This is a genomic window from Nocardia sp. SYP-A9097 (genome assembly GCF_009649815.1).
Taxonomy (GTDB): Bacteria; Actinomycetota; Actinomycetes; order Mycobacteriales; family Mycobacteriaceae; genus Nocardia.
In genome coordinates, this window is sequence record NZ_WJIC01000024.1 from 1 (window position 1) to 20,424 (window position 20,424).

A 20,424-nucleotide genomic window follows, 5' to 3' on the forward strand; every position below is an offset into this window, starting at 1 on the left:
ACACCGCCGCTGCGTGCGCGACTACGAGACCAGACCCGACCACCACGAAACGATGATCCACATCGCCATGATCGCCGTTATGTCACGCCGCCTCGCACGCCGATAACCGAGTTCTCAGACGCGGTCTAAGTCACAAGATGATCCACGACCAACCGAGGATCGGAGAAACGTTATGCCATCAGGAATGTTCCGGATCAGCAGTTTGACCGACGGCACACAACCAGCCAGTATCAACCCGACTCGACCGGCATTGCAGAAGGTCTACCTGGGTGGGCCTATCATCGAATGGGCCGTCAGGCGAATGGACGCCAATGTGTACAGCCTCTCCATCGGCGGCTACCCGCACACCAGCGTGGTGGACGGGAACCTCGCCGCCACTGTTTTCGAGGAGCAGGACGTGGACTGGCTGATCGAACGTCAGGAGTTCCAGGATGCCTTCACTATCGCGTCGAGCTCCGACCCGTCCATCGTGTGGACAGTGGCGAGCAGCAACGGCAGTCCCGCTGCGGTCTCGTTGAAGCCCCTCGTATCCACGGCTTCGATCCCTCCCAGGTCTCAGCTGTGGCGACTGGACCCAATGTGGGATTAGTGACCGCCTTCTAGAACAGCGACTGACGCTCGAGGGTGCTCGCTTGAAGGCACCTCGGATCCGTTCGAAGTTGCGCCCTCGAGCGCCACGCCGCTGACCAAAACATCCGGAACTGCCGCATGCCGTGCTGTTCGAAGCGGCCACACGGCTCGCTCAAAGAACAACACGCCGAGGTTATCTCGGCCTCGGGGACACGCCATCATGGTGAATCTCGCGCATTTGAGCGGCAACATCCGAACCTGGGGATGGGGTGTCTCAGTAGGCCAAACCGCTGCTCGTAGACAATCAGCTGGTGCGGGTTGTCGATCCACGACAGGATCCGGGTATGGGTGTCGATATCTATCCGGCCATCGCGCACTGGGATCGCGTAGCCGACACATTGAATGCGGCTGGTATTCAAGGTATTTGGCAGCTATTTGACGCCTTGCCGGACTGGGAAGTCGACGAACCTGATGACGTTCGCCTGCGGTGGCCTCTGCTCGTGGATTCGTGGTATGCCGAATGCACATTCCGTGGATTGGGGTCCACGGGATCGTACAAGCCGCACTTCTTCCTAGGGCATCTGTGGGAACACGCCCGTGAACGGCCCGATATGCCAGCTGATGTCGTGGCGCTGTTCGATGAGTTCATCGGCCGGCTCGTGCTCGGCGTACCTTCTGCGAGAGTCGATTTGTCAGAGCAGCTGCCCGGACAAGCTGAGCTGATGAACTGTTTTCCGCCGAGCGAGGTCTGCGGCCTCGCGCGGTTGTGGCGCGAATGCTCCGACCGGATCGGTGCATTGCGTCCGGTTTTGGCCGCGCAACTGATCGAAGATCGTTGGTTCGGTGATGTCGGGCAGGTGCTTTCACTGCTGCAGGGTTGGGGTGACGTCCTTCATGAGGCTGAGCGCCGCGGCTGGGGATTGTTCTATCTGACCTCGTGAACTACGTCCGCGCTTGCCGCATACCGCACTGACTGAACCGGCTACGCGGCCGTCTCGAAGCTCAACGCACAGAAGTCATCTCAGGACGACGGGCGAGAATGATCCCTCCGAGCGGACTCTCGGCCGAGGTGAGAGTTCGCTGTGCCTCGATGGCGAAGCCATGATCCTCGAGCCACACGCGCATCTGACTGTGCCCACGACGATGGACGTAGAGGTGCATCGGCTGCCCGCCATAGCCTTGGGTCTTAAATTGCGACTCGTCTCCGACGTGGAAGCCGATCAGCAGGGGTCCGCCGGATTGGAGTACTCGCTGGAAATGCGCGAAGACACAACTGATCTCGTCGTCGGGAATGTGGATCAGCGAATACCACGCGACCAGGCCAGATATAGAGGCGTCTGCGAAAGGGAGGTCCGTCATGGAGCCGATATCGAACCGGAGGCCGGGGTGATCGCGCCTGGCCGCCTCGATCATGCCGGGCGACAGGTCGATTCCGAAGGCATCCACACCCAACTGGCAAAGGTGCGCCGTGATCCGCCCTGTCCCACATCCAACATCCGCAACTGGACCCCCTCCCTGCGTGCGCACCCGGTCGGCGAACATCGCCAGGACAGCGCGCTCTTCGGGTGTTTCCTCGAGGAGGTGACGTGTCAGGTCTGCATAGCTATCGGCGACAGTGTCGTACGAGGTCCGTGTGTCTTCCAGCCAGTTGCTGCCGCTCAGTTCCATCCCCACGCCTCAGACTACCCAACGATGCCAGTGAGACGGCGTCCCATTCGGCTTGGATTCAATTGCGCCACAGTTGTTCCCAACTTCCAGACATGCCGCTTCCCGCATGGGTCGAAGCGGCCAGTCGACCATCCTCAAAGATCAACAGCCTGAGTCGGTCTCGTCGTCGGAGTGCACACTTCTGTCGACTCGAGAATATCCGTGGCGCGGATACACCGGCTCATGGTGGCGGTTGATAGAGGGTGATCGTGTGCTCGACGCAGCGGGTGATCAGCTCGGCGTCGATTGGTTCCGTTGTCACCAGTAGCCGGAAGTACAAGGGTGCGGCAAGGGTTTCCAGGACCTCTCGTGGGCGTGCGTCGGTGCGGAGGGTTCCGGCGGTGCGGGCACGTTCGACGACTGGCGCGATCTGGTCGAATCGGTTGTTCCAGAATGTCGTTCGGGCGTGGGTGAGTTCCGGATCGGCGTCGAGTGCGGCGGCGGTGCCCAGCAGCCGGGCGACACCTGGCCGGGTGATCAGGCGTGCGATCTGCTCGAGGATCTGTTGCAGATCCTCGCGGAGCGCCCCTGTCTGGGGCGGCGGATTGCCTACCGCCGCAAGATCATTCACCGCGTCCGTGATCAACGCGGTCCGCGAACCCCATCGGCGATAGATCGTCGTTTCCGAAACGCCGGCGCGGGCGGCCACAGAGCCGAGGGACAGCCCTTCGATTCCGTGGTCGAGGACCTGCTGCAAGGTGGCGGCGATTACGGCTTCTCGAACTCGTGCACTGCGTCCACCGCTCCGCCGGCGAGGTTGCGGTTTGTCGGGCCCGATATCGGAATTCATTGCCGCCCAGCTGTTGTCGCGGATTCGATCCAGTTCGAGAATTCACACGCCAGGTGCCAGCGAGGACCCGCGACCATTGTGGGCAGGGTCGGCAAGGGGAATTCGACGGTCAATCGAGCGTGGAAGCCGTCCTCGGTGTCGCGGAATTGGTGCCGGACTCCGCCGATCGCGGTGCCGTCCTGCGCGCGGGCAACACCGGTGACCTGGTAGGGGAAAGATGCGTCGGGTGGAGTGAGCAAGCTCGACACGTCGGCATAGTCGATGAAGAACAGCGCCGCGAAGGGACTCGAACCCGTCGTCTCGAGTACCTCCTGACCTCGTGCACCGAACGCGGAGTCGAAGTGATCCGGGCATGCGCGCAACATCGCGGTCGGATCGACGGCGTTCGTTGTGCTGTCGAACCAGGCCACGAAATCCGCGGCGGACCCGCCCGATACGCGAAGCTCGGCAACGCTGCGCCGCCGTTGCCGGCTCACCCGCGCTTGGGCGCGGGCGACGCGGTCGGCCCAGCGGGTATCGCGCGCCAACCGCCTCCGAATCTCCTGCGATCCGAGTTCGAGCTTCGCCCGCAGCAGTGCTTCCCTCCGCTCGGCGATATCGCCGAGCCGTGGTGCGGCCACGCCGAGTTTCTTCGCTGCGGCATCGATGCGACGGTCCTCCCAGGCCAGCACCTGCGCCCGCTCGACCCGGCGGCCTCCGATCTCGGCACTCTTCGATGCGGCCACACCGACTCCTTAAAGTTAGGATTACTACACTTAACAGGGTAGCCGATTCAATTCCGGGGAGTCGCGGAGTGCGGCGACAAAGGCGCGGTCATGCCGCATATCGCACGCAAGGGGCCTGTTCGTGGACGGTACTTTCGGTGCCGCAATTGCGGCATCTGTCAGCTGGCTACAGCCCTGATCTGTGCAGCGACGTGAGTGGGATCGACGGCGCGCGTGGTGTCGACGATGAGGGTGGGTGCCACCCCGAGCGGAGTGGCGTGCGATGCCCAGTTGTCCCAGTGCTGGGCCAAGCGTTGCTCGTCCCGGTAGAGGGCAGGCCGCTGACGGGACGCGTAGCGTGCCTTCGCAATTTCGGCGGGGACCTCGCACCAGATCTCGACAACTCTGCGAGTTCCTGCCCGCTCGATGCCCGCCCGCGCGAAAGCGAGATCACGTGGCTTGAACCACCAGGAATCGATGACCAAGTCGACCGGTGATGTCTGAGCCAGACTCCATATCGTGTCCATGGCGATCCCGCCGAGTTCCGGTATCCCGGCGGCGTTTTCGAGGCAGCCGGCCAACGCCTCCTTGATGGCGTCTTTGGACAGGAACCAGGCGTTCATGGTTCGGGCCACCGCGGTGCCCAGGGTGGTCTTGCCCGACCCGGGAAGTCCGTTCACCAGTACGAGAAGTGGGTCCATCGATCGATCATGACCGACATCGAACGTGGATGTCCGAACGCCCTATCTCGCCGCAAACCGTGCTGTTCGAAGCCGCCCCATCGCTCGCTCAAAGATCAACGCGCCGAGACTGTCTCGGCCTTGGGAACGCGTCACTGAACCGGCCGGCGCGATACCTCGGGAGATGTACGGGCAGGGGGCATCCGGCGACGGCTCCCGCGTCTGCGGGTCGAGGTACTGTCGGCGATCAGGAGGGGGATCGATGACAGATACAGTTACTCGGCGGGGTCGTGACCGTGCGGTTCGCGTGGGCCGGGTCGCGGTTGCGGCGGTGGCGCTGGTGGGGCTTCCGTGGTTCGGAATACATCGATTTCACCAGTGGCAGGACCGTTCGGTCGAGTCGGTGCGGATCGCCGGCGAGGTGACTGTCGCCGGGTTCGAGAGAGTCGCGGTCGTCACTTGGTCGCCGGGCGACGATCTGCCGGAGGGTTCGGCGTATTTCGCTGGGCAACAACCGGATCCGGATCCGGTTGCGGCTGTGACGGTCCCGTCGATTTCACTGCGGCCCGTCGATCGAGTACAGCAGAAGTCGGACCGATCGATCCAGGTCGCGAGCGGGTCGCGCCCCGATCGCTGCAGTGCTTCGGTGTATTTCAACCCCGACTTGACCATGTACATGGGGAACTACCCCGCAGTGTCGGCGAAACTGACCGCTGCCCGCAGTGCCGGGAAGCTCCTCATCCAGGTCCACGTCAGGGGTTGCGGAGTATGACCGTCGATCTGGAGCACGCGTACAACCGTCCCCAGGCCAACACCTTCGCGGTCCTCTCGGTAGTGGTCGGCCTGCTGGTAACGACCTTCACCGCACTCATATCTCTGATTGTGATGGCGAGCTACTCGGACTTCATCTACGGTGGCGGCGACTGGCATCGGCTCACCACGGGCGCGTCGAAATCGGTACCGGCACAGGCGTTTCTGTGGATGTCCTGGTTCATCGCGGGACTGACATGCATGTACCTCGGCGGGCGCGCAGTAGCGCGCGATCGAAATTTCGTGTGGGCACTCGTGATCGCCGTGATCATCTACGAGGTCGGACTGGACGTGACCATCGAGATCGCAACCCGTGGAGTGGATGCGGCCTACGATCGGCCTTGAGCGTCCCCGCCGCCTTGGTGCGGCTTCACGGATATCGAGGCGTCGGTATCCACGTGCCCAAGCTACTCAACCTGAACTGGCGACAGGCGACTATGTTTGCGCCACAGAAACATCCGCAATTGCCGCGCTGCGCGCTGACCGAACCAGCCAGCGCGGCCGGCGGACCCCGAGACACACTGCGGTGCAGCAACATTCGCTACCGCTGACGAGGGTGTCGTGGCATCCACACGAAATCGCAGAGCGGATCGACGCTCTCGGAACTAAATTCGGAGTGTGGACACCGAGGAGGACTGGCCAGTACTCGCTTCAAGACCTGTTCGAGATGTTGGGATTGCCCAGCGGTTTCGAGGACATCGACCAGTTCGTTACCAGGCATTCGATCCTGAAGCGGAGCATTCGTCTGTCCGAAGCTCATTTCTGGACTCCACAACAGCGGGAATTCTTCTGGGAACTGTACGAGGACGGACACTATGAACGAGCCCTCGACGAGCTTGATGACCTCCTGCGACGAACCTAGCTGCTACAGCTGTGCCCGTTGGTTGGCGGAGGCAGGGCCTGCGGGCCATGTCGATTCTTGCCGCTGAGGGTATGCGGGATCTGCCCTCCACGAACATCCGCGACTGGCTCCCATACCGCGCTGGCCGAACCGGCTAGTGCCGAGCAGTTGATGAGCGAGACCAACTGTGGAGCAGAGCATCCGCTACTTCCGAATGGGGGGTGGTTCAGAGCGAGTATCGCTGCTGTTCGGCTCGTGGTCCGGCGCCTCGGGTCACGGGCGGAAGCTCGAACGGCGGGCACTGCCAGCGTCTTTGCGGGCTCGCTCGCATAGCCATTGAGCGGCTCCGTATCAGCGATCGCCAAGTTGCATCGGTGAGGTGTGCCAGCGTTCAACGGCCTGGACCATCTCGCGGCCGAGGTAGTCGAGATATAGGCCGATCTCGGTCAGGCGGAGGCCCGCAGGGGTTGTTGCACCGAGGAGTTCCGCACCGCGGCGAGCGGCCTTGACCTTTTCATCGGAGGCGCGGGCAAGGTTGAGCGTGGTGCGGTACCAGGTGTGATCGTCGATGTAGTACCGGTCGCGGCGCGGCGAATCGCGGTCCCGGCGAATGAGATCCCGCTTTTCCAGTGCGCACACAGCTGTCGAGATGGAGGCCGGGCTCACTCCGAGGCGGGACACCAATTCGGCGGCGGTGAGACTGCCAGAGTCGGTGAGATGCAGGCAGGTCAGCACCCGCGCTTGCATTCGAGGCATCCCGTCGTACACGAACAGGTCGGTGAACTGCGCCGCAAACGCACTCACAGCATCGTCCGGAGCGGACTCGGCTGTCGGTGCCGTAGCCGATTGCGGGAGCACGGTTGTCTTGCTTCGTCGTAATCGTGTTGCGGTTGCGCGGTGCGCTCGGTCGGCGCGATACCGGCTGGGTCCGCCGTTGCGAGTTACCTCGCGGCTGACCGTGGAAGCCGGCCGCTCGAGCTGCCGGGCGATCTCGGTGTATCCCAACCCGTCGGCCAGTCCTGCTGCGATGCATTCTCGTTCCTGCAATGTAAGTCTGGCTCCCGGCATCGGTGCGGTTCCCTCTCGGCATCGTCGTGTCGGACCGGCATGCGTTCAACGGCATCTCATTGCAAACCAAATGTTCGTTCGTGCATTCTCTGGCATGGTCATTGCATTCACGATATTCATTCAATCTGCGGAAACTGCAGTCTCCCACAACATTCTCGTTGAGCGCTGACGGCCGTTGACCTACTGTTCGGTGCAGTCTGAACGTTAGGTGCTGGAAGGAACCCGATGACCGAACCTGCTCACCACGATGCCGAAACAGCAACCGCTGCTCCGACATTCGTGTTCGTACACGGCCTGACCAGTAACAGCTTCTATTGGGCGCCCGTGGTCCGCGAACTGGCCCTGCTCGGCCACCGCAGCCTGCCGGTGGATCTTCCCGGACATGGGCTCGATGCCTCGATACCACTGGCCTACCAGACGCAGGACATTGCCGGGTTCTCGGCGTCGCCGTCACCGATGGCCACAATCACAGTGCAGGACAATGTCACCCGCGTCATCGACGTGGTGCAGAAGGTGCGTCGGCACGGACCGGTCATTCTGGTCGGGCACAGCCTCGGCGGCATCACGATCGGTTTGGTCGGCAACGCCATACCCGAGGCCGTCCACCGCCTGGTCTACCTCTCCGCATTCTGCCCATCCACTCCGGATGCACCCAGTGCAATGGCGCTGAGTCAGACCCCCGAGGCCATGAAAGATGTGCCGATCCCCAACACCGACCACTCGCTGTTTCTGGGAATGGAACCGGTATCCCGCGGCCTCATACGCTTCAACCTTCGTTCCCCTGATCCCGTGGCCCTGGAGGACTTTCGGCTGACCAACATGCCCGAAGCCACCCTGGAGCAGACATTGACGGTGATCAACTACGGCATGCAACCCGAAGACGGGGCACAGACCAGCTTCGCCGACGCCCGAGTGGAAGCCGACACGTGGGGACGGATACCCCGCAGCTTCATCCGCCTCACCTGGGACAATGTGATCTCTCCGGCGCTGGCCACGAAAATGATCGACGACGCCGACCATCTCACACCGGACAATCCCTTCGATGTCCACAGTCTGGCATCCGGACACGTAGGTGTCGTCCTACAGGCCCGCGAGCTGGCCGCCATCCTCGACCGCCTCGCCTGAACCAACAACGACTTCTCGAAGATGTTGACGCGTCCCGAACTCAACTGAACCCTCGAGTTTTCGGGGGAGCGCCCGTACTGCGCCAACACACTGTCATGCCGCGTATCGCGCTGGCCGAACCGGCCAGTCCTGCGCGTCGGAAGATCAACGGGCGGAACCCAACCCGTGTCGGAGAACGCATTGAACTGCCGATGATCGAGCACCGTGAGTGCTGGTTCTTCAGCATCCGCTGCGATCATGGCCGGTGAGTCACCGAGGAGACAGGAGTCGAAATGGCCAAGCTCGATCGTGAGCAACTCATCGAACTGGTCGCGCGCATCGCGAGTGCCGAAGGTAGCGACGAGCAGCTGAATGAATGGCTCACTCAGCTACAAGATTCAGTGGCGGACCCACACATCTCCAACCATATCTTCTGGGACTTCTCCGACCCTCCGCTGACTCCTGAGCAGATCGTGGACAAGGCACTGGCCTACCAGCCGATCGCGCTGGGCGGACCGGATTAGCCGATGCTCGCCGCTGATTCTGTTGTCGGACAGGGGATATAGAGTCTGATTGACGGCCGGGAACAGGCCGTCGGATTCATTCTGGATTTGGGGGAAGCCATTCGTACTCGAGGTGTATGGGCTGCGGCGCTGGTCGTTTCGGCGCAGGTATGTGTGGGCTTGATGGTGGCGTCGCCGGCTCATGCGGCGGACCCAGAAGGGGCGCGGCTGGCCGGTTGCGACTTCGGTGTGGCCGTGTCGACGTACGACTATCGGATCATCGATTCATATATCAACGACATCCTCGACCGGACGACGGGCGAGTTCCGTGAGAAATTCCAGTCGGGTACCGATGGATTGCGGGGTGCGATCGTAGACGCACATGCCCACTCCGAGGCCAAGAAGGTGCAGTGCACGCTGCTGTCGGGCGACTCCGAACATGCCGAGATCACGCTGGAGTCCGACATAGTTCTCACCAGCGACGTGGCCGGGCACCCACCGCGTTCCTTCCACACCACCAGCACCCACGGCGTCGACAATGTGGACGGGCGCTGGCTGATCAGCAGCACGTCTTGAATCAGCCGTCCGCTCGATGATCGAGGGCGGACAGCGTCCTCACCCGAAACCCCTGCTGTCAGTGGGGGTTTCGCTTCAACTCATCCCCAAACGAAGGGAACTCCCACCGAGCCCCGGTTCGACGATCGAACCGGTTCACGCGCAGCTGAACGGCACATCCCAGAACGCGAGTTCGTGGCGCATGCCGGTCAGGAATAGCTCCTCCGCGTTGTCGCCGCCCGTTTCGTCGAGCATCTGGGCGCAGCGGGCGGTGAGCGCCGCGAAGCCGGGGTCGGCGTAGGTGTCGATCCAGCGCCGGTAGCGCGGGTCGGCGGGTGGGTTCGTTGCGAGGATGGCGCCGAGCGTCGAATAGCCCCACATGCAGGGGTAGAGGGCGGCTAGGCCGTCGGCGTAGTTCACGGCCGAATCAAGCAGGAACGCAGTGTATTTCGTGCACGGTTCACCCTTGACGGCGCCGTCGAGGTCGGCGCCGAACTCCGCGGCCAGAGCGCGGTGCAGCGAGAGTTCGTCGTGGAAAGTGGCGTGCGCGAGGTCGACCAGGTCGCCGAGGTGGGCGGCGGGCGCCTGCCAGGCAAGGCGCGAGAAGACGCGGACGTAGTCGAGTAGGAACAGGTAGTCCTGTTCCAGCCAGGAGCGGAACACCGGCTCGGCGAGGTTGCCTTTCGCGATCCCCGCCACGGTCGGATGCGCCAGCTGCTCCTCGACCAGCGGGCGGCCGAGCTGCTCCAGATGTGCTGCAAGACTCATACTCCACAATAGCGGGAATTCTTCTGGGAACTGCACGAGGACGGACACTATGAACGAGCCCTCGACGAGCTTGATGACCTTCTGAACCGATTCGTATCATCTGTGTACTCGCCTGTCAGCGAACAGCTTTCGCGGTAGGCGCGTCACAGCGGATACGCTTGCGCCATGGCGGTGGTGGTCACGGCGGCGGGTTTGAGTGCAGGTGAAACGATCGATTTCGACGGTGAGCCGGCGTTGATTCAGAGTCTGGCCCACCGGCGCACACCGAAGGGCGACGACGTTTACGACCTCGAGCTCGAGGTCTTGTGTTCAAGTGTCAGCATCGGGCGTTCTTTCCGTGCGGGCGACAAGGTCGAGCTGGTCGCGTGGAGGCAAAACCTGTCACGTTGGCGTCAGCTATCGCGGAGATCTCGACGTTCGCCGATTCCGACGGCTTGCTGTACGAGTTGAGCTGTGAAGACATCCAGCCGGCCGTCAAATACTTGTACGAAGGCACCCCGGAGATCTTCTACCTGAGCTTGTACAACGGCGAGGCTGTCACTGTACGACCTTCATCGCGGTCGTAATCCAGAACAGGCCGTGCCGGGCTGGCGGAATCGGCCTGAGCGGTCAGAGATCAAAGGCGGGCAGCGTATTTGCCGTCATGGCGGGGTTTGTGACCGATCAGGCCGCCCGAACTCCTTTCAGATGTACGGCATCTCACGCCGGTGGAAGGCATGTCAGGCCGATTATGTGGTGGGGCCGTCGGTCCAGATGTTCCACGAACCTCTGAGCACGTCGGAGTTGTGTGAACTGCGCAGGGTGCGCTCTTGCCGATGCCTACCGGATCAACGACGAAGAGCGCCGGTTGCTGATCTCCCTCTCGCAAGAACTTGCATCGGTCCAGAAGAACTGGTGGCGGGCCTTCGCCGACGAGATGAACCCCCGCTTCGACCACTACATCAGTCTCGAGGAAGCTGCCCAAAGGTTGGCAGTCTGGCGGGTTACGGTCATTCCCGGCTTGCTTCAAACTCCCGAGTATCGGCGTGCGATGGTTTGGGTAGAGCATCCGGAGATGCCGTCCGACCAGGTGGAGAAGCGGGTCGAGATCTCGGTTCGTCGGCAACCCCGGCTGGAAGATCCGGATTTCGCGGTGGATGTCGTGCTGTCGGAGGCGGTTCTCCGGGACTGTATCGGAGGTCGCGGGGTGATGGCGGGCCAGCTCCGACACCTCGCTGACGTGAGCGAGATGGCCAATGTCTCGATACGTGTGGCCCCTCTCGGTACCGCTTGCGGAAATTTGGGATCCATCGTCGGTTCCTTTGTGCTGCTGGAGTTCCCGAGTCTTCCCGCAACCGGATTGGTTGAACCCCCGGTAGTCTTCGTGGAGGGATACGCGGGTGATCTCTACCTGGAGAGGGAGACTGAAGTGAAGCGGTATCGCGACGCGTTCACCGAGATCGGCCGGGTAGCGTTGAGCCAGGACACAACCAGGCAGCTCATGCTGTCGATAGCCAAGGAGTTCGGCGAGTGAACATCGAACTGTCCGAAGCCACGTGGTTCAAGTCGAGCCACAGCAATTCCGGCGGCGACTGTATAGAGGCCGCACACCTGAACGGCGGCTCCGTCGGGGTGCGGGACTCGAAGCTGGGGGCAGCCAGTCCGGTCTTCGTCTTCGAGCCCGCGATGTGGGATGCGTTCAATACCGCTGTGCGAGCGGGGAAGTTCGACCAGTCCTAGGCGAGTTATCTTGCGAGACAGGGAGTTCGGGCATGATGCTCGAGCTCCCTTCGTCGTCGTATCGGTCGGCAGTCAGAGGAGTGAACCTCTCGCTTGCTGGAAGCTTGTGACGGCTGCTATGACAGCCTGCGTGTCCCGCAGGTCTGGCAAGGTCAGGTCTGCGCCTGCGGTCCGCAGTTCTTCCGGGCTCTCGGCGCCGGATGCGACTGCTATCACGTGCGCGCCACCGTTTCTGCCTGCCTGAACATCTCGGGACGTATCCCCGATGAGGACGGTGTTGGCTTTATCGAACGTGTCACCGTACTTTTCCGATGCTCGTCTTTGTGCGATGGCGACCAAGTTGTCTCGTACATGGTCATCGGAGCCGTATCCACCGACTTCGAAATCTATGAATCCGTTGAGGGTGAATGCCGAAAGTTTTGTGATCGCATTGGGTTTGATGTTCCCACTCAGGACGGACTGAATGATTCCCGGTGTCGACCGCAGGGCAGTCAGGGCTTCGCGCGCTCCCGGCAACTCATGGCCTTGCTCGCGCATCTTTTCGATTCTCGACAGCGTTGCGGACTCCAGCACAGACAGCACTCGATCGGAATAGTCGGCTGCCGGCTGTATTCCGTGCTCGATCAGCATGTTTCGCATGATCTCGGGCTCGGTTCGCCCCTCGGTTCTGGCGCGATGCTCGGCACGCGTACCGGTCAGCAACTCGAACGCCCAGCCGTAAATCTCTTTGTTTACACCGTAATTCTCGATCAACGTATGATCGATATCCCACAGCACAAGCAGATCGCCCATGGAGTGCGAGCCTACCGAGGTTGCTGCCGCTGTGGCCGGATCGGGTCGAGTGTGGTCGATAATGGTGGGGCCGAAACCTGTTGGAGGAGCTATGGCACTGGTCATTCCGGATGTGCTGACGGAGTCGTGTGCTACGCGGCAGGCGTTGGAGCGGCTGGCGGCGAAGTGGCGGATTCTGTTGGTTTATGCGCTGCTGGATGGTCCGCATCGGCCGGCGGATTTGCGGCGTCGGCTGCCGGGTATTACGCAGAAGGTGCTGACCGAGACACTGCGCGGGATGATCGAGGACGGGTTGGTGCTGCGGCATGTGTACAAGGAGACCGCGCCGCAGCATGTCGAATACGAGCTGACCGAGCTCGGAAAGTCGTTGCAGCAGCCGCTTGCCGCCATCTGCGAGTGGGCGGTGGCGTCGGCGACCTGATCGGATGGGTACCTCGAGGTGCCTTCTACCGGTGGCCGTCACCGTGACCTACCGTCGATTCCGCATTGCCGGAGAAGGTCTTCGGCAAAGACCGAGAAGATGGCGAGATGACAGTCAGTACAGTTCCGTTCAGTTTCATCAGTGCCGGTGATCGGCTGGTCGGCACGCTCTACCTGCCGGTGGGCGCGCCGACGGCGGTGGTGGTCACGACCGGACCGCTGACCTCTGTCAAGGAGCAGGCGGCGGGCGTGTACGCGGAGGCGCTGGCGCGGCGCGGGTTCGCGGCGCTGGCCTTTGATCACCGGACATTCGGTGAAAGCGAGGGCACGCCGAGGCAATTGGAGGATCCGCTGGGTAAGGCCGCGGATATCAGCGCGGCGGTCTCGGCGCTGCTGGCGGATGCGCGGTTCGAAGGCACACCGGTGGTGGCGCTGGGTGTGTGCGCGGGTGGCGGGTATATGGCGCGGGCCGTCGCGGATGATGCACGCCTGCGGGCTTTCGCCGGAGTGGCCGGGGTCTATGCGGATTCGTCCGCCAATCCGCCCGATCCGGCCGTGCTCGAGCGGGGTCGCCTGGCCCGCGAACGCCGACTGGCGGACGGCGTCGTCGAGTCGATTCCGGCGGTCGCCGCCGACCTGGGCGATGTGGCGATGCCATTGCATGAGGCATTCGACTACTACGGCACCCCGCGTGGCGGGGTCCCGAACTACACCAATGCCTTCGCGGTCGAATCCTTCGAGCACACAGCGGGTTTCGACGCCCAGGAGGCCGCCGAGCAGCTGACGGTGCCGTTCCTGCTGGTGCATTCCGAGCACGCGCTGGTCCCACCGTGGGCGCGAAAGTTCTACGGTGCGGTCACATCCGAGAAGTCGGAGCTGTGGCTGGATTCGGTCGGTCAGATCGATTTCTATGACGATCCGCGGCTGATCGAACCCGCCGCCGACGCGGCCGCCGCCTTCTTCGGCAAAGCACTGGCCTGACACGGCGAACGCCGCCCGATCCCATTGGGGCCGTGCGGCGTTCGGCTTCGATACTACGAGTGGCAGTCGTGCTTGAATGCCAGCTTTCCCGACCAGCGCTGCGAATTCGGGTCGTACGCTTGGACATACGAGTCGTTGCCGCCGGTGCAGGCTTCATGGTATCCGGTGGTCGGATCCCAGATATTGCTCTCGTAGCCAAAAGACCCTCCCGCATAACCGTTGTGCTGCCCGGCATTGACCGTGTAGGTCGCCAAACGTGCTCCGTTATTGCGATTGACGATGATGGTGACCGTGCCATTGTTGAAATGGTCGCCATTGATCTTGAACTGGCTCCCGGCATCGGACACCGCCGTGCAGACATTCCCGGTGCACTTGTTGCCCGAGGTGTACGTGGTGAGCCAAATGTTCAGTGACGCTTTACGATCCGCCGCCGCGGCATTGTCGTCCTTGGCCTGCTGACGGACCGCCGTGGTCACGCAGACGACGTCCCCGTTGTAGGCTTCGCGCCAAACGAACCCATTGACACAGGTATTGGGCCCGTAAGGCCCGCCACCTGCCTTGCGTGACGCGGCCGCGGAGTTGTCGTTCCGAGCCTGGTCGCGGGTGGCCGGTTTGACGCACACGTGATCGGCGGAGTTGGCTTCACGCCATACGTACCCCTCCAAACAGGTGTCCGGCCCGTAATCCCCTCCGGCATTGGCGACGGCCATGGTGCCGAACAGCCCGAAGGCGGCGGTTCCCGCGACCGCGGCGGCGAGCGCGGTCCGGGCGGCGGTGCGAGTGAATGCGGCGATCATCGGTGCGATCCTTCGTATCTGGGTTGATCGGGCTGATCTGAGAATGCGGGCGGGCACCAATGAACGACCAACGGAATACTCATGAAGGGCATCGGAGTGTGGCGCGGGGACGCGACCCCCGCAATCCATGTCGGCCGGAGGTCCTTACGGTGGGACATATCGCAGGGAATGTTCCGGTTGCCCTGTCGCGTGAGGAGGAGTGAGGCTGGCGTGGAGGATGCGATCGAGGCTCCGCCGCTCGACCTGGAGGCGTATCTGCCCAGGTTGACGGCTCGGGGGGTGATTCTGAGTCTGCTGGTGAGTAATCATCCGGCGCGGCCGACACCGGCGCAGGTGGTGCGGGCGGCGGGCGCGTTCGGGATCAAGGAGTCGGCGGCGCGGGTCGCGTTGAGCCGATTGGTTTCCGGGGACGAGTTGCTGCGCACGGCGGAGGGCTTCCGGCTGAGTGCGCGGCTGCTGGAGCGCCGGCAGCGGGTATTGCACGAGGTCGAGCAGCAGACGGTGCCCTGGAACGGGGACTGGGAGATGGTGGTGATCACCGGGACCGGGCGTGATCCCGTCGACCGTGCGTCACTGCGGTCGCGCCTGTCGCGGTTGCGGTTGGCGGAGTTGCGGGAGGGGGTGTGGATGCGGCCCGCGAATCTGCTGCGCCCGCTGGATATGCGGGCGGAGCCGGTACGGGTGCTGACGGGCAGTCCGATGGGTAATCCGGGTGAATTGCTCGGCGCGCTGTGGGATCTCCCGGCGTGGGAGGCCGATTCGGTGCGGCTGCTCGAGCTGATGGAGCGAGCCGAGAGTCCGGTGGACCGGTTCACCGTCGCCACCGCGATCGTGCGGCATCTGCTCGCGGATCCTGTTCTGCCACAAGAGCTTCGGCCGGATCCGTGGTCGGCGGGGCTGGTGCATGCGGCATGGATGGCGTATCAGGGCGAGTTCGTGTCGATTCCGGAGGTCGATCACCGCGACTGAGGAAAATATTACGTATTGACTTCAGCTGTTCGGAAAACGTAATGTCCGAATCAAGCAGACGAAGGAGTCGCTCATGCAGACACACGAGGTGTTCAACCAGTCCGTACCGCTGTACGGCCACAATGTCGCCGACGATCGGACCCTGCTCGACGCACTGGTCCGCGAGGGCGCGGAGTGGGCCGTCGAGGATGTGCGCCGGCTCGGCGAACTGGCCGGTACCGAGCAGGTGCAGGAGTGGGGCCGGATCGCGAATGAGAATCCGCCCGTCCTGCGGCCCTACGACCGGTTCGGGCATCGCATCGACGACCTCGAATTCCATCCGGCCTGGCACGAGCTGATGTCCGTGGCAGTGGCGAACGGACTGCACGGTGCGCCCTGGAGCGACCCGCGCACCGGCAGCCATGTGGCGCGCGCCGCCAAGTTCTACGTCTGGAGCAATGTCGAGGCCGGGCACACCTGCCCGATCTCCGCGACCTACGCGGCCATCCCCGCGCTGCGCGAAAACCCTGAACTGGCAGCGATTTACGAGCCGCTACTGTCCAATGCCTCGTATGAGGGCGGGCTGCGACCGCCACTGGCGAAGGCCGGTCTGCTCGCGACCATGTCCATGACCGAGAAGCAGGGCGGCTCCGATATTCGGGCCAACACCACCCGCGCGATCGCGCAGCCCGATGGCACGTATCGGCTCATCGGTCACAAGTGGTTCACCTCGGCGACCATGGCGGATCTGTTTCTCGTTCTGGCACAAACGGATTCGGGCGTGACCTGCTTCCTGGTGCCGCGGGTGCTGCCGGACGGCACGCACAACGAGGTACGCCTGATGCGGTTGAAGGACAAGCTGGGCAACCGCTCCAACCCGTCGGCCGAGATCGAGTACGAGAACGCCTTCGCCTGGCGTATCGGCGATGAGGGTCGCGGCGTGCCGACCATCATCAAGATGGTCAATATGACCCGCCTCGACTGCCTGATCGGCGCGGCCTCGGGTATGCGCCGCGGCGTCGTACAGGCCGTGCATCATGCGACGCATCGGCAGGCGTTCGGTAAATACCTGATCGATCAGCCGCTGATGCGCAATGTGCTCGCCGATCTGGCGGTGGAGTCCGAAGCGGCCACGCTGCTCATGATGCGCCTCGCGGGTGCGCACGACCGGGCCGCCGCGGGTGACAAGGCCGAGGCCGACTTCCTGCGGCTGGCGCTGGCGATCGGCAAGTACTGGGTGTGCAAGCGCTGGCCCGCACATGCGGCCGAGTCGCTGGAGTGCTTCGGCGGCAACGGTTTCATCGAGGAGTCGCAGATGCCGCGACTGTTCCGCGAGTCTCCGCTCAACGGTATCTGGGAGGGCAGCGGCAATGTCGCGGCCCTGGATGTACTGCGCGCGATGGTGAAGAGCCCGCATACGGTGGAGAGCTTCTTCGAAGAGGTCGCGCTGGCCGGTGCCGAACCGAGTATCGAGCAGGCGGTCGCCGAAATCCGTACCGAGCTCACGGATTTGGTGAATGCCGAGGTCAACGCGCGCCGCGTGATCGAGCATATGGCATTGGTATTGCAGGCGTCGCTGCTGGTGCGGCACGGTCATCCGGCGGTCGCCGAGGCGTTCATCGCCAGCCGGCTCCGGGGCGATCGGGGCAGCGTTTACGGAACTCTGCCCGCGAGCGTGGACTTTTCGGCGATCATCGATCGTGTTACCAGCAAGCTCGGCTGAGCAGCCGCGAACCCACGTCTAAGGATCGAAGTATGCAGGGAATCGGTGACTGGGCCACACAGCGGGCCCGGCTCAGTGGCGACAAGGTCGCGTTCGTATCCGGTGCGCGTTCGTGGACGTATAGCGAATTCGAGGACCGCGCAAACAGATTGGCGAACCGGCTGCGGGACAGCTTCGGCATTCGGCGCGGTGATCGCATTGCCGCGGTGATTCCGACCTCCGTGGAGTGCCTGGAAATCCTCTTCGCCACCGCGAAGCTCGGTGCGATCTTCACGCCGATCAATGTCCGGCTCACCGCCTCCGAAATCGGTTATGTACTGGCCGATCTCGGTGCCGAACTGCTCTTCGCGCACGCGGCGTTCCCCCAGGTCGCGGATGCGGTGCGGGAACCCGGCGTGCGGGTGCGTGCGGTGGTGGCCCTGGGCGAGGAGTACGACGATCTGGTGGCCACCGCCGATCCGACCCCGGTGATCCCGATGGCGGATCGGCACGATACCGCGGTGATCATGTACACCTCCGGAACCACCGGCCGCCCCAAGGGCGCGATGATCACCCACGAGAACCTGCGCGCCAACGCGGCCGCGGTGACCTCGGCGTTCGGATTGCGGGCGAGCGATGTCACCGTGACGGCCCTGCCGATGTTCCATATCGGCGGATTGGGGCTCTACACACTGCCTTTCATCTATGTGGGCGGCCGCAATGTGATCATGCCGTCCTTCGATCCGGTCGCGGTGCTGGACGCGGTGGTGGCGGAGAAGGCAACCCAGCTCCTGCTGGTGCCCACCATGTGGCAGGCCATCATGGCGGTCCCCGACCTGGACCGCTACGACCTGTCATCCCTGGACTGCGCCCTCACCTCCGGTGCCCCCGCCCCCACCGCGGTCCTGGACTTCCTGTCCCGCAGCGGAATTCCCTTCCGCGAGGGTTTCGGCATGACCGAATGCGCCCCCTCGATCGCCGTCCTGGACTCCGAATACGTCCGCGATAAGTCCGGCTCCATCGGCCGCCCGCTCTTCGGTATCGAAACCCGCGTGGTCGACGACCACGACCGCGACGTCCCGCTCGGCGAGGTAGGCGAACTCCTGGTCCGAGCCGACAATGTCTTCGCCGGCTACTGGATGCGCCCCGAGGAAACCGCCCAAGCCATGCGCGGCGGCTGGTTCCACACCGGCGATCTGGCCCGCTCCGACGACGAAGGCTTCCTCACCCTGGTAGACCGCAAGAAGGACATGCTCATCAGCGGTGGCGAAAACGTCTACTCCCGCGAGGTGGAGCTGGTCATAGCCGCAGCCCCCGGTGTCCGCGATGTAGCGGTAGTAGCCGCACCTCACGAGAAATGGGGCGAAACCCCCGTAGCCTTCATAGTCCCCGCCCCCGGCGCAACCCTCACCGAAGCCGACGTCCTGTTCTTCGTCCAAGAACGCCTGGCCCGCTTCAAAATCCCCACCCGAGTCGAATTCCTGGATGCCCTCCCCACCACCCCCACCGGCAAAATCCAGAAGAACCTCCTCCGCGCCCGCCTAACCCCGAACCCGGCCTAGCCCGACGGATTTCGCTCGAGCTCCCCATATTCTGGGACCTTTTGCCGCGCAACGGATTTCCGTAGCGTTGTAGGTCATCCGATGATGAGGGAGATTGTGATGATCGGTGCGCGGTATTGGGTACGGTGGCTGGTGGAGCAGGGGGCGCCGCGGTATGGGATTCGGGCGCAGACGTTTCGGGATGATCCGCTCGCGGAGTTGATGGGGAGTGCGGCGGGGTTGCGGGACCCGTTTCCGCCGATCGAGAAGTTGCGGGGGCGGGGGCGGCTGGTGTCGAGTCCGATCGCCTGGGGCACAGCGGATTACGAGATTTGCCGGGCGATTCTGCGGGATAGCAATTGGGGCGTGTACGGGATCACCGGGTTCGAACGAACCGGGGTGGTGCGCAGGATCGCCGATAGCGCGCCGATTCCGCCGAATCCGGTGGAGAAGCCGTCCATGCTGATCAGTGATCCGCCGGAGCACACTCGGCTGCGCAAATCGGTGTCGAAAGCGTTCACGCCCAAGGCAATCGGCCGATTGCGTGATCGGGTGGAGTCGGTGACCGCGGAGTTGCTCGATGCCCTGCCCGCCGATGGGTCGGCGGATCTGATCCACGATTTCGCGGCGCATGTGCCGATCGCCATCATCTCCGAGATGCTCGGCTTCCCGGACGAGTCCCGCGATACCTTCCTGGCGTGGGGTGATGTGGTGAGCCCGATGCTGGATATCGGTATCTCCTGGCCGCAGTGGCGAAATGCGGTGGTGTCCATGCGCGGTATGGACGGCTATCTCGACGAGCACATCGCCCGATTGCGGGCCGAACCGCGCGAGGACATTCTGAGCAGTCTGGTCTCCGCCGGAGATCTGACCGAGGGTGAACTCAAGTCCGCGGCGACACTGCTCATGGGTGCGGGCTTCGAAACCGCGGTCAATCTCATCGGAAACGGTGTGGTGCATCTGCTTTCGAATCCGGAGCAGTTGGCGATCCTGCGCGCGGAGCCCGAACTCTGGCCGAACGCGGTCGAGGAGATGCTCCGGTTCGAGGCCCCGATTCAGGCCGCGGCCCGACTTGCCTTGTCCGACACCGAGATCGCGGGCGTGAAGTTGAAGAAGGGCAGTCTGGTGGTGATGTCCCTCGGCGGCGCGAATCGCGATCCGGGTGTGTTCGAGAGCCCGAATGCCTTCGATGTCACCCGCTCGAATGCCAAAGACCACCTGTCGTTTTCGAGTGGCATCCACGCCTGTCTGGGTGCGAGTCTGGCGCGGATGGAGGGCATCTTCGCCCTGCGTGCGCTCTTCGAACGCTTCCCGGATCTGACGCTGACCGCCGAACCGCACCGCCGCCCGCTGTTCACGCTGCGCGGATACTCCTCCATGCCGGCGCATTTGGGCCAGCCGGCGCGCATCGCCTCCTGACGGAA

The 20,424-nt window shown here is 63.3% G+C and carries 25 protein-coding genes and 1 pseudogene; 17 read left to right on the forward strand and 9 right to left on the reverse strand.

Features of this window, described 5'->3' with window-relative positions:
- Positions 1 to 172 precede the first annotated feature (172 nt).
- Both GFY24_RS31950 and GFY24_RS31955 read left to right on the forward strand, forming a co-directional pair.
- Positions 173 to 589: an I66 family serine proteinase inhibitor gene (locus GFY24_RS31950; RefSeq protein WP_153808845.1), complete on the forward strand. Its 417-nt coding sequence runs from the start codon at positions 173 to 175 to the stop codon at positions 587 to 589.
- A gap of 325 nt (positions 590 to 914) precedes the next feature.
- On the forward strand, positions 915 to 1,511 hold the full coding sequence (locus GFY24_RS31955) for a hypothetical protein (RefSeq protein WP_153808846.1): 597 nt from the start codon (positions 915 to 917) through the stop codon (positions 1,509 to 1,511).
- A 61-nt stretch (positions 1,512 to 1,572) separates the two neighbouring features.
- Here GFY24_RS31955 and GFY24_RS31960 read toward each other — a convergent pair whose 3' ends face one another.
- The 4 genes from GFY24_RS31960 to GFY24_RS31975 all read right to left on the reverse strand — a co-directional run bounded on the left by GFY24_RS31960 (position 1,573) and on the right by GFY24_RS31975 (position 4,472).
- On the reverse strand, positions 1,573 to 2,238 hold the full coding sequence (locus GFY24_RS31960; protein WP_228566843.1) for a class I SAM-dependent methyltransferase: 666 nt from the start codon (positions 2,236 to 2,238) through the stop codon (positions 1,573 to 1,575).
- 220 nt (positions 2,239 to 2,458) lie between these two features.
- Complete coding sequence (locus GFY24_RS31965; RefSeq protein WP_153808847.1) at positions 2,459 to 3,067, reverse strand: TetR/AcrR family transcriptional regulator; 609 nt, start codon at positions 3,065 to 3,067, stop codon at positions 2,459 to 2,461.
- The gene (locus tag GFY24_RS31970) at positions 3,064 to 3,792 is read right to left on the reverse strand and encodes a hypothetical protein (protein ID WP_309231595.1); all 729 of its coding nucleotides are present in this window, start codon (positions 3,790 to 3,792) and stop codon (positions 3,064 to 3,066) included. Before GFY24_RS31970 ends, GFY24_RS31965 begins: the two co-directional genes overlap by 4 nt.
- A gap of 158 nt (positions 3,793 to 3,950) precedes the next feature.
- Positions 3,951 to 4,472 carry an AAA family ATPase gene (locus GFY24_RS31975; protein WP_153808848.1) on the reverse strand — a complete coding sequence of 174 codons (522 nt, stop codon included), beginning with the start codon at positions 4,470 to 4,472 and terminating at the stop codon, positions 3,951 to 3,953.
- Between the two features lie 241 nt (positions 4,473 to 4,713).
- Here GFY24_RS31975 and GFY24_RS31980 point away from each other — a divergent pair, with 241 nt between their 5' ends.
- The 3 genes from GFY24_RS31980 to GFY24_RS43870 are packed head-to-tail and all read left to right on the forward strand — an operon-like array spanning position 4,714 to position 6,123.
- Positions 4,714 to 5,223 (forward strand): hypothetical protein, encoded by a 510-nt coding sequence (locus tag GFY24_RS31980; RefSeq protein ID WP_153808849.1) that lies wholly within the window; start codon positions 4,714 to 4,716, stop codon positions 5,221 to 5,223.
- Complete coding sequence (locus GFY24_RS31985) at positions 5,220 to 5,606, forward strand: hypothetical protein (RefSeq protein WP_153808850.1); 387 nt, start codon at positions 5,220 to 5,222, stop codon at positions 5,604 to 5,606. Before GFY24_RS31980 ends, GFY24_RS31985 begins: the two co-directional genes overlap by 4 nt.
- The gene (locus GFY24_RS43870; RefSeq protein WP_153808851.1) at positions 5,584 to 6,123 is read left to right on the forward strand and encodes a DUF2789 family protein; all 540 of its coding nucleotides are present in this window, start codon (positions 5,584 to 5,586) and stop codon (positions 6,121 to 6,123) included. The genes GFY24_RS31985 and GFY24_RS43870 overlap by 23 nt, the downstream gene beginning before the upstream one ends.
- 330 nt (positions 6,124 to 6,453) lie before the next feature.
- Here the strand turns inward: GFY24_RS43870 and GFY24_RS43485 are convergent, their stop codons facing one another.
- Complete coding sequence (locus GFY24_RS43485; protein WP_309231611.1) at positions 6,454 to 6,906, reverse strand: helix-turn-helix domain-containing protein; 453 nt, start codon at positions 6,904 to 6,906, stop codon at positions 6,454 to 6,456.
- A gap of 141 nt (positions 6,907 to 7,047) precedes the next feature.
- Positions 7,048 to 7,170 (reverse strand): annotated as a pseudogene (locus GFY24_RS43490) (helix-turn-helix domain-containing protein); the annotation flags it as partial.
- Between the two features lie 225 nt (positions 7,171 to 7,395).
- On the opposite strand from GFY24_RS43490, the gene GFY24_RS32000 reads away from it, so the two are divergent.
- From GFY24_RS32000 to GFY24_RS32010, 3 genes are all read left to right on the forward strand, one after another.
- Positions 7,396 to 8,295 (forward strand): alpha/beta hydrolase, encoded by a 900-nt coding sequence (locus tag GFY24_RS32000; RefSeq protein WP_153808853.1) that lies wholly within the window; start codon positions 7,396 to 7,398, stop codon positions 8,293 to 8,295.
- A 272-nt stretch (positions 8,296 to 8,567) separates the two neighbouring features.
- Complete coding sequence (locus tag GFY24_RS32005; RefSeq protein ID WP_153808854.1) at positions 8,568 to 8,798, forward strand: hypothetical protein; 231 nt, start codon at positions 8,568 to 8,570, stop codon at positions 8,796 to 8,798.
- A gap of 162 nt (positions 8,799 to 8,960) precedes the next feature.
- Positions 8,961 to 9,353, forward strand: coding sequence for a hypothetical protein (locus GFY24_RS32010; RefSeq protein WP_153808855.1), 393 nt, complete (start codon positions 8,961 to 8,963; stop codon positions 9,351 to 9,353).
- A 135-nt stretch (positions 9,354 to 9,488) separates the two neighbouring features.
- Here the strand turns inward: GFY24_RS32010 and GFY24_RS32015 are convergent, their stop codons facing one another.
- A complete protein-coding gene (locus GFY24_RS32015) occupies positions 9,489 to 10,100 on the reverse strand; it encodes a TenA family protein (RefSeq protein WP_153808856.1) in 612 nt (203 codons plus the stop codon).
- 165 nt (positions 10,101 to 10,265) lie between these two features.
- Here GFY24_RS32015 and GFY24_RS32020 point away from each other — a divergent pair, with 165 nt between their 5' ends.
- From GFY24_RS32020 to GFY24_RS32030, 3 genes are all read left to right on the forward strand, one after another.
- Positions 10,266 to 10,550 (forward strand): hypothetical protein, encoded by a 285-nt coding sequence (locus GFY24_RS32020; RefSeq protein WP_153808857.1) that lies wholly within the window; start codon positions 10,266 to 10,268, stop codon positions 10,548 to 10,550.
- A gap of 337 nt (positions 10,551 to 10,887) precedes the next feature.
- Entirely contained in the window at positions 10,888 to 11,613 is a 726-nt protein-coding gene (locus GFY24_RS32025) for a DUF5753 domain-containing protein (protein WP_153808858.1), read from the forward strand.
- Complete coding sequence (locus GFY24_RS32030; protein ID WP_309231596.1) at positions 11,610 to 11,819, forward strand: DUF397 domain-containing protein; 210 nt, start codon at positions 11,610 to 11,612, stop codon at positions 11,817 to 11,819. Before GFY24_RS32025 ends, GFY24_RS32030 begins: the two co-directional genes overlap by 4 nt.
- Before the next feature lie 72 nt (positions 11,820 to 11,891).
- Here the strand turns inward: GFY24_RS32030 and GFY24_RS32035 are convergent, their stop codons facing one another.
- Positions 11,892 to 12,611 (reverse strand): HAD family hydrolase, encoded by a 720-nt coding sequence (locus GFY24_RS32035; RefSeq protein ID WP_194853098.1) that lies wholly within the window; start codon positions 12,609 to 12,611, stop codon positions 11,892 to 11,894.
- Between the two features lie 91 nt (positions 12,612 to 12,702).
- Here GFY24_RS32035 and GFY24_RS32040 point away from each other — a divergent pair, with 91 nt between their 5' ends.
- Together GFY24_RS32040 and GFY24_RS32045 are read left to right on the forward strand one after the other, a co-directional pair.
- On the forward strand, positions 12,703 to 13,032 hold the full coding sequence (locus GFY24_RS32040) for a helix-turn-helix domain-containing protein (protein ID WP_153808860.1): 330 nt from the start codon (positions 12,703 to 12,705) through the stop codon (positions 13,030 to 13,032).
- A 107-nt stretch (positions 13,033 to 13,139) separates the two neighbouring features.
- A complete protein-coding gene (locus GFY24_RS32045; protein WP_153808861.1) occupies positions 13,140 to 14,012 on the forward strand; it encodes an alpha/beta hydrolase in 873 nt (290 codons plus the stop codon).
- Between the two features lie 53 nt (positions 14,013 to 14,065).
- Here the strand turns inward: GFY24_RS32045 and GFY24_RS41320 are convergent, their stop codons facing one another.
- The gene (locus GFY24_RS41320) at positions 14,066 to 14,809 is read right to left on the reverse strand and encodes a hypothetical protein (protein ID WP_194853099.1); all 744 of its coding nucleotides are present in this window, start codon (positions 14,807 to 14,809) and stop codon (positions 14,066 to 14,068) included.
- A 210-nt stretch (positions 14,810 to 15,019) separates the two neighbouring features.
- Between GFY24_RS41320 and GFY24_RS32055 the strand changes: the two genes are divergently transcribed.
- From GFY24_RS32055 to GFY24_RS32070, 4 genes are all read left to right on the forward strand, one after another.
- The gene (locus tag GFY24_RS32055; RefSeq protein ID WP_309231597.1) at positions 15,020 to 15,778 is read left to right on the forward strand and encodes a PaaX domain-containing protein, C- domain protein; all 759 of its coding nucleotides are present in this window, start codon (positions 15,020 to 15,022) and stop codon (positions 15,776 to 15,778) included.
- Between the two features lie 73 nt (positions 15,779 to 15,851).
- Positions 15,852 to 17,480, forward strand: a complete 1,629-nt coding sequence (locus tag GFY24_RS32060) for an acyl-CoA dehydrogenase family protein (RefSeq protein ID WP_153808862.1) — start codon at positions 15,852 to 15,854, stop codon at positions 17,478 to 17,480.
- A 32-nt stretch (positions 17,481 to 17,512) separates the two neighbouring features.
- A complete protein-coding gene (locus GFY24_RS32065) occupies positions 17,513 to 19,021 on the forward strand; it encodes a long-chain fatty acid--CoA ligase (protein WP_153808863.1) in 1,509 nt (502 codons plus the stop codon).
- A gap of 102 nt (positions 19,022 to 19,123) precedes the next feature.
- Positions 19,124 to 20,419 (forward strand): cytochrome P450, encoded by a 1,296-nt coding sequence (locus GFY24_RS32070; RefSeq protein WP_375336130.1) that lies wholly within the window; start codon positions 19,124 to 19,126, stop codon positions 20,417 to 20,419.
- Positions 20,420 to 20,424 lie beyond the last annotated feature (5 nt).

What these genes read in the sequence shown, in the direction of transcription:
- GFY24_RS31950 (WP_153808845.1), top strand. Translation starts at nt 173, where the DNA reads ATGCCATCAGGAATGTTCCGGATCAGCAGTTTGACCGACGGCACACAA.
- GFY24_RS31955 (WP_153808846.1), top strand. Translation starts at nt 915, where the DNA reads ATGGGTGTCGATATCTATCCGGCCATCGCGCACTGGGATCGCGTAGCC.
- GFY24_RS31960 (WP_228566843.1), bottom strand. Translation starts at nt 2,238, where the DNA reads ATGGAACTGAGCGGCAGCAACTGGCTGGAAGACACACGGACCTCGTAC.
- GFY24_RS31965 (WP_153808847.1), bottom strand. Translation starts at nt 3,067, where the DNA reads ATGAATTCCGATATCGGGCCCGACAAACCGCAACCTCGCCGGCGGAGC.
- GFY24_RS31975 (WP_153808848.1), bottom strand. Translation starts at nt 4,472, where the DNA reads ATGGACCCACTTCTCGTACTGGTGAACGGACTTCCCGGGTCGGGCAAG.
- GFY24_RS31980 (WP_153808849.1), top strand. Translation starts at nt 4,714, where the DNA reads ATGACAGATACAGTTACTCGGCGGGGTCGTGACCGTGCGGTTCGCGTG.
- GFY24_RS31985 (WP_153808850.1), top strand. Translation starts at nt 5,220, where the DNA reads ATGACCGTCGATCTGGAGCACGCGTACAACCGTCCCCAGGCCAACACC.
- GFY24_RS43870 (WP_153808851.1), top strand. Translation starts at nt 5,584, where the DNA reads ATGCGGCCTACGATCGGCCTTGAGCGTCCCCGCCGCCTTGGTGCGGCT.
- GFY24_RS32000 (WP_153808853.1), top strand. Translation starts at nt 7,396, where the DNA reads ATGACCGAACCTGCTCACCACGATGCCGAAACAGCAACCGCTGCTCCG.
- GFY24_RS32005 (WP_153808854.1), top strand. Translation starts at nt 8,568, where the DNA reads ATGGCCAAGCTCGATCGTGAGCAACTCATCGAACTGGTCGCGCGCATC.
- GFY24_RS32010 (WP_153808855.1), top strand. Translation starts at nt 8,961, where the DNA reads ATGGTGGCGTCGCCGGCTCATGCGGCGGACCCAGAAGGGGCGCGGCTG.
- GFY24_RS32015 (WP_153808856.1), bottom strand. Translation starts at nt 10,100, where the DNA reads ATGAGTCTTGCAGCACATCTGGAGCAGCTCGGCCGCCCGCTGGTCGAG.
- GFY24_RS32020 (WP_153808857.1), top strand. Translation starts at nt 10,266, where the DNA reads ATGGCGGTGGTGGTCACGGCGGCGGGTTTGAGTGCAGGTGAAACGATC.
- GFY24_RS32035 (WP_194853098.1), bottom strand. Translation starts at nt 12,611, where the DNA reads ATGGGCGATCTGCTTGTGCTGTGGGATATCGATCATACGTTGATCGAG.
- GFY24_RS32040 (WP_153808860.1), top strand. Translation starts at nt 12,703, where the DNA reads ATGGCACTGGTCATTCCGGATGTGCTGACGGAGTCGTGTGCTACGCGG.
- GFY24_RS32045 (WP_153808861.1), top strand. Translation starts at nt 13,140, where the DNA reads ATGACAGTCAGTACAGTTCCGTTCAGTTTCATCAGTGCCGGTGATCGG.
- GFY24_RS41320 (WP_194853099.1), bottom strand. Translation starts at nt 14,809, where the DNA reads ATGATCGCCGCATTCACTCGCACCGCCGCCCGGACCGCGCTCGCCGCC.
- GFY24_RS32060 (WP_153808862.1), top strand. Translation starts at nt 15,852, where the DNA reads ATGCAGACACACGAGGTGTTCAACCAGTCCGTACCGCTGTACGGCCAC.
- GFY24_RS32065 (WP_153808863.1), top strand. Translation starts at nt 17,513, where the DNA reads ATGCAGGGAATCGGTGACTGGGCCACACAGCGGGCCCGGCTCAGTGGC.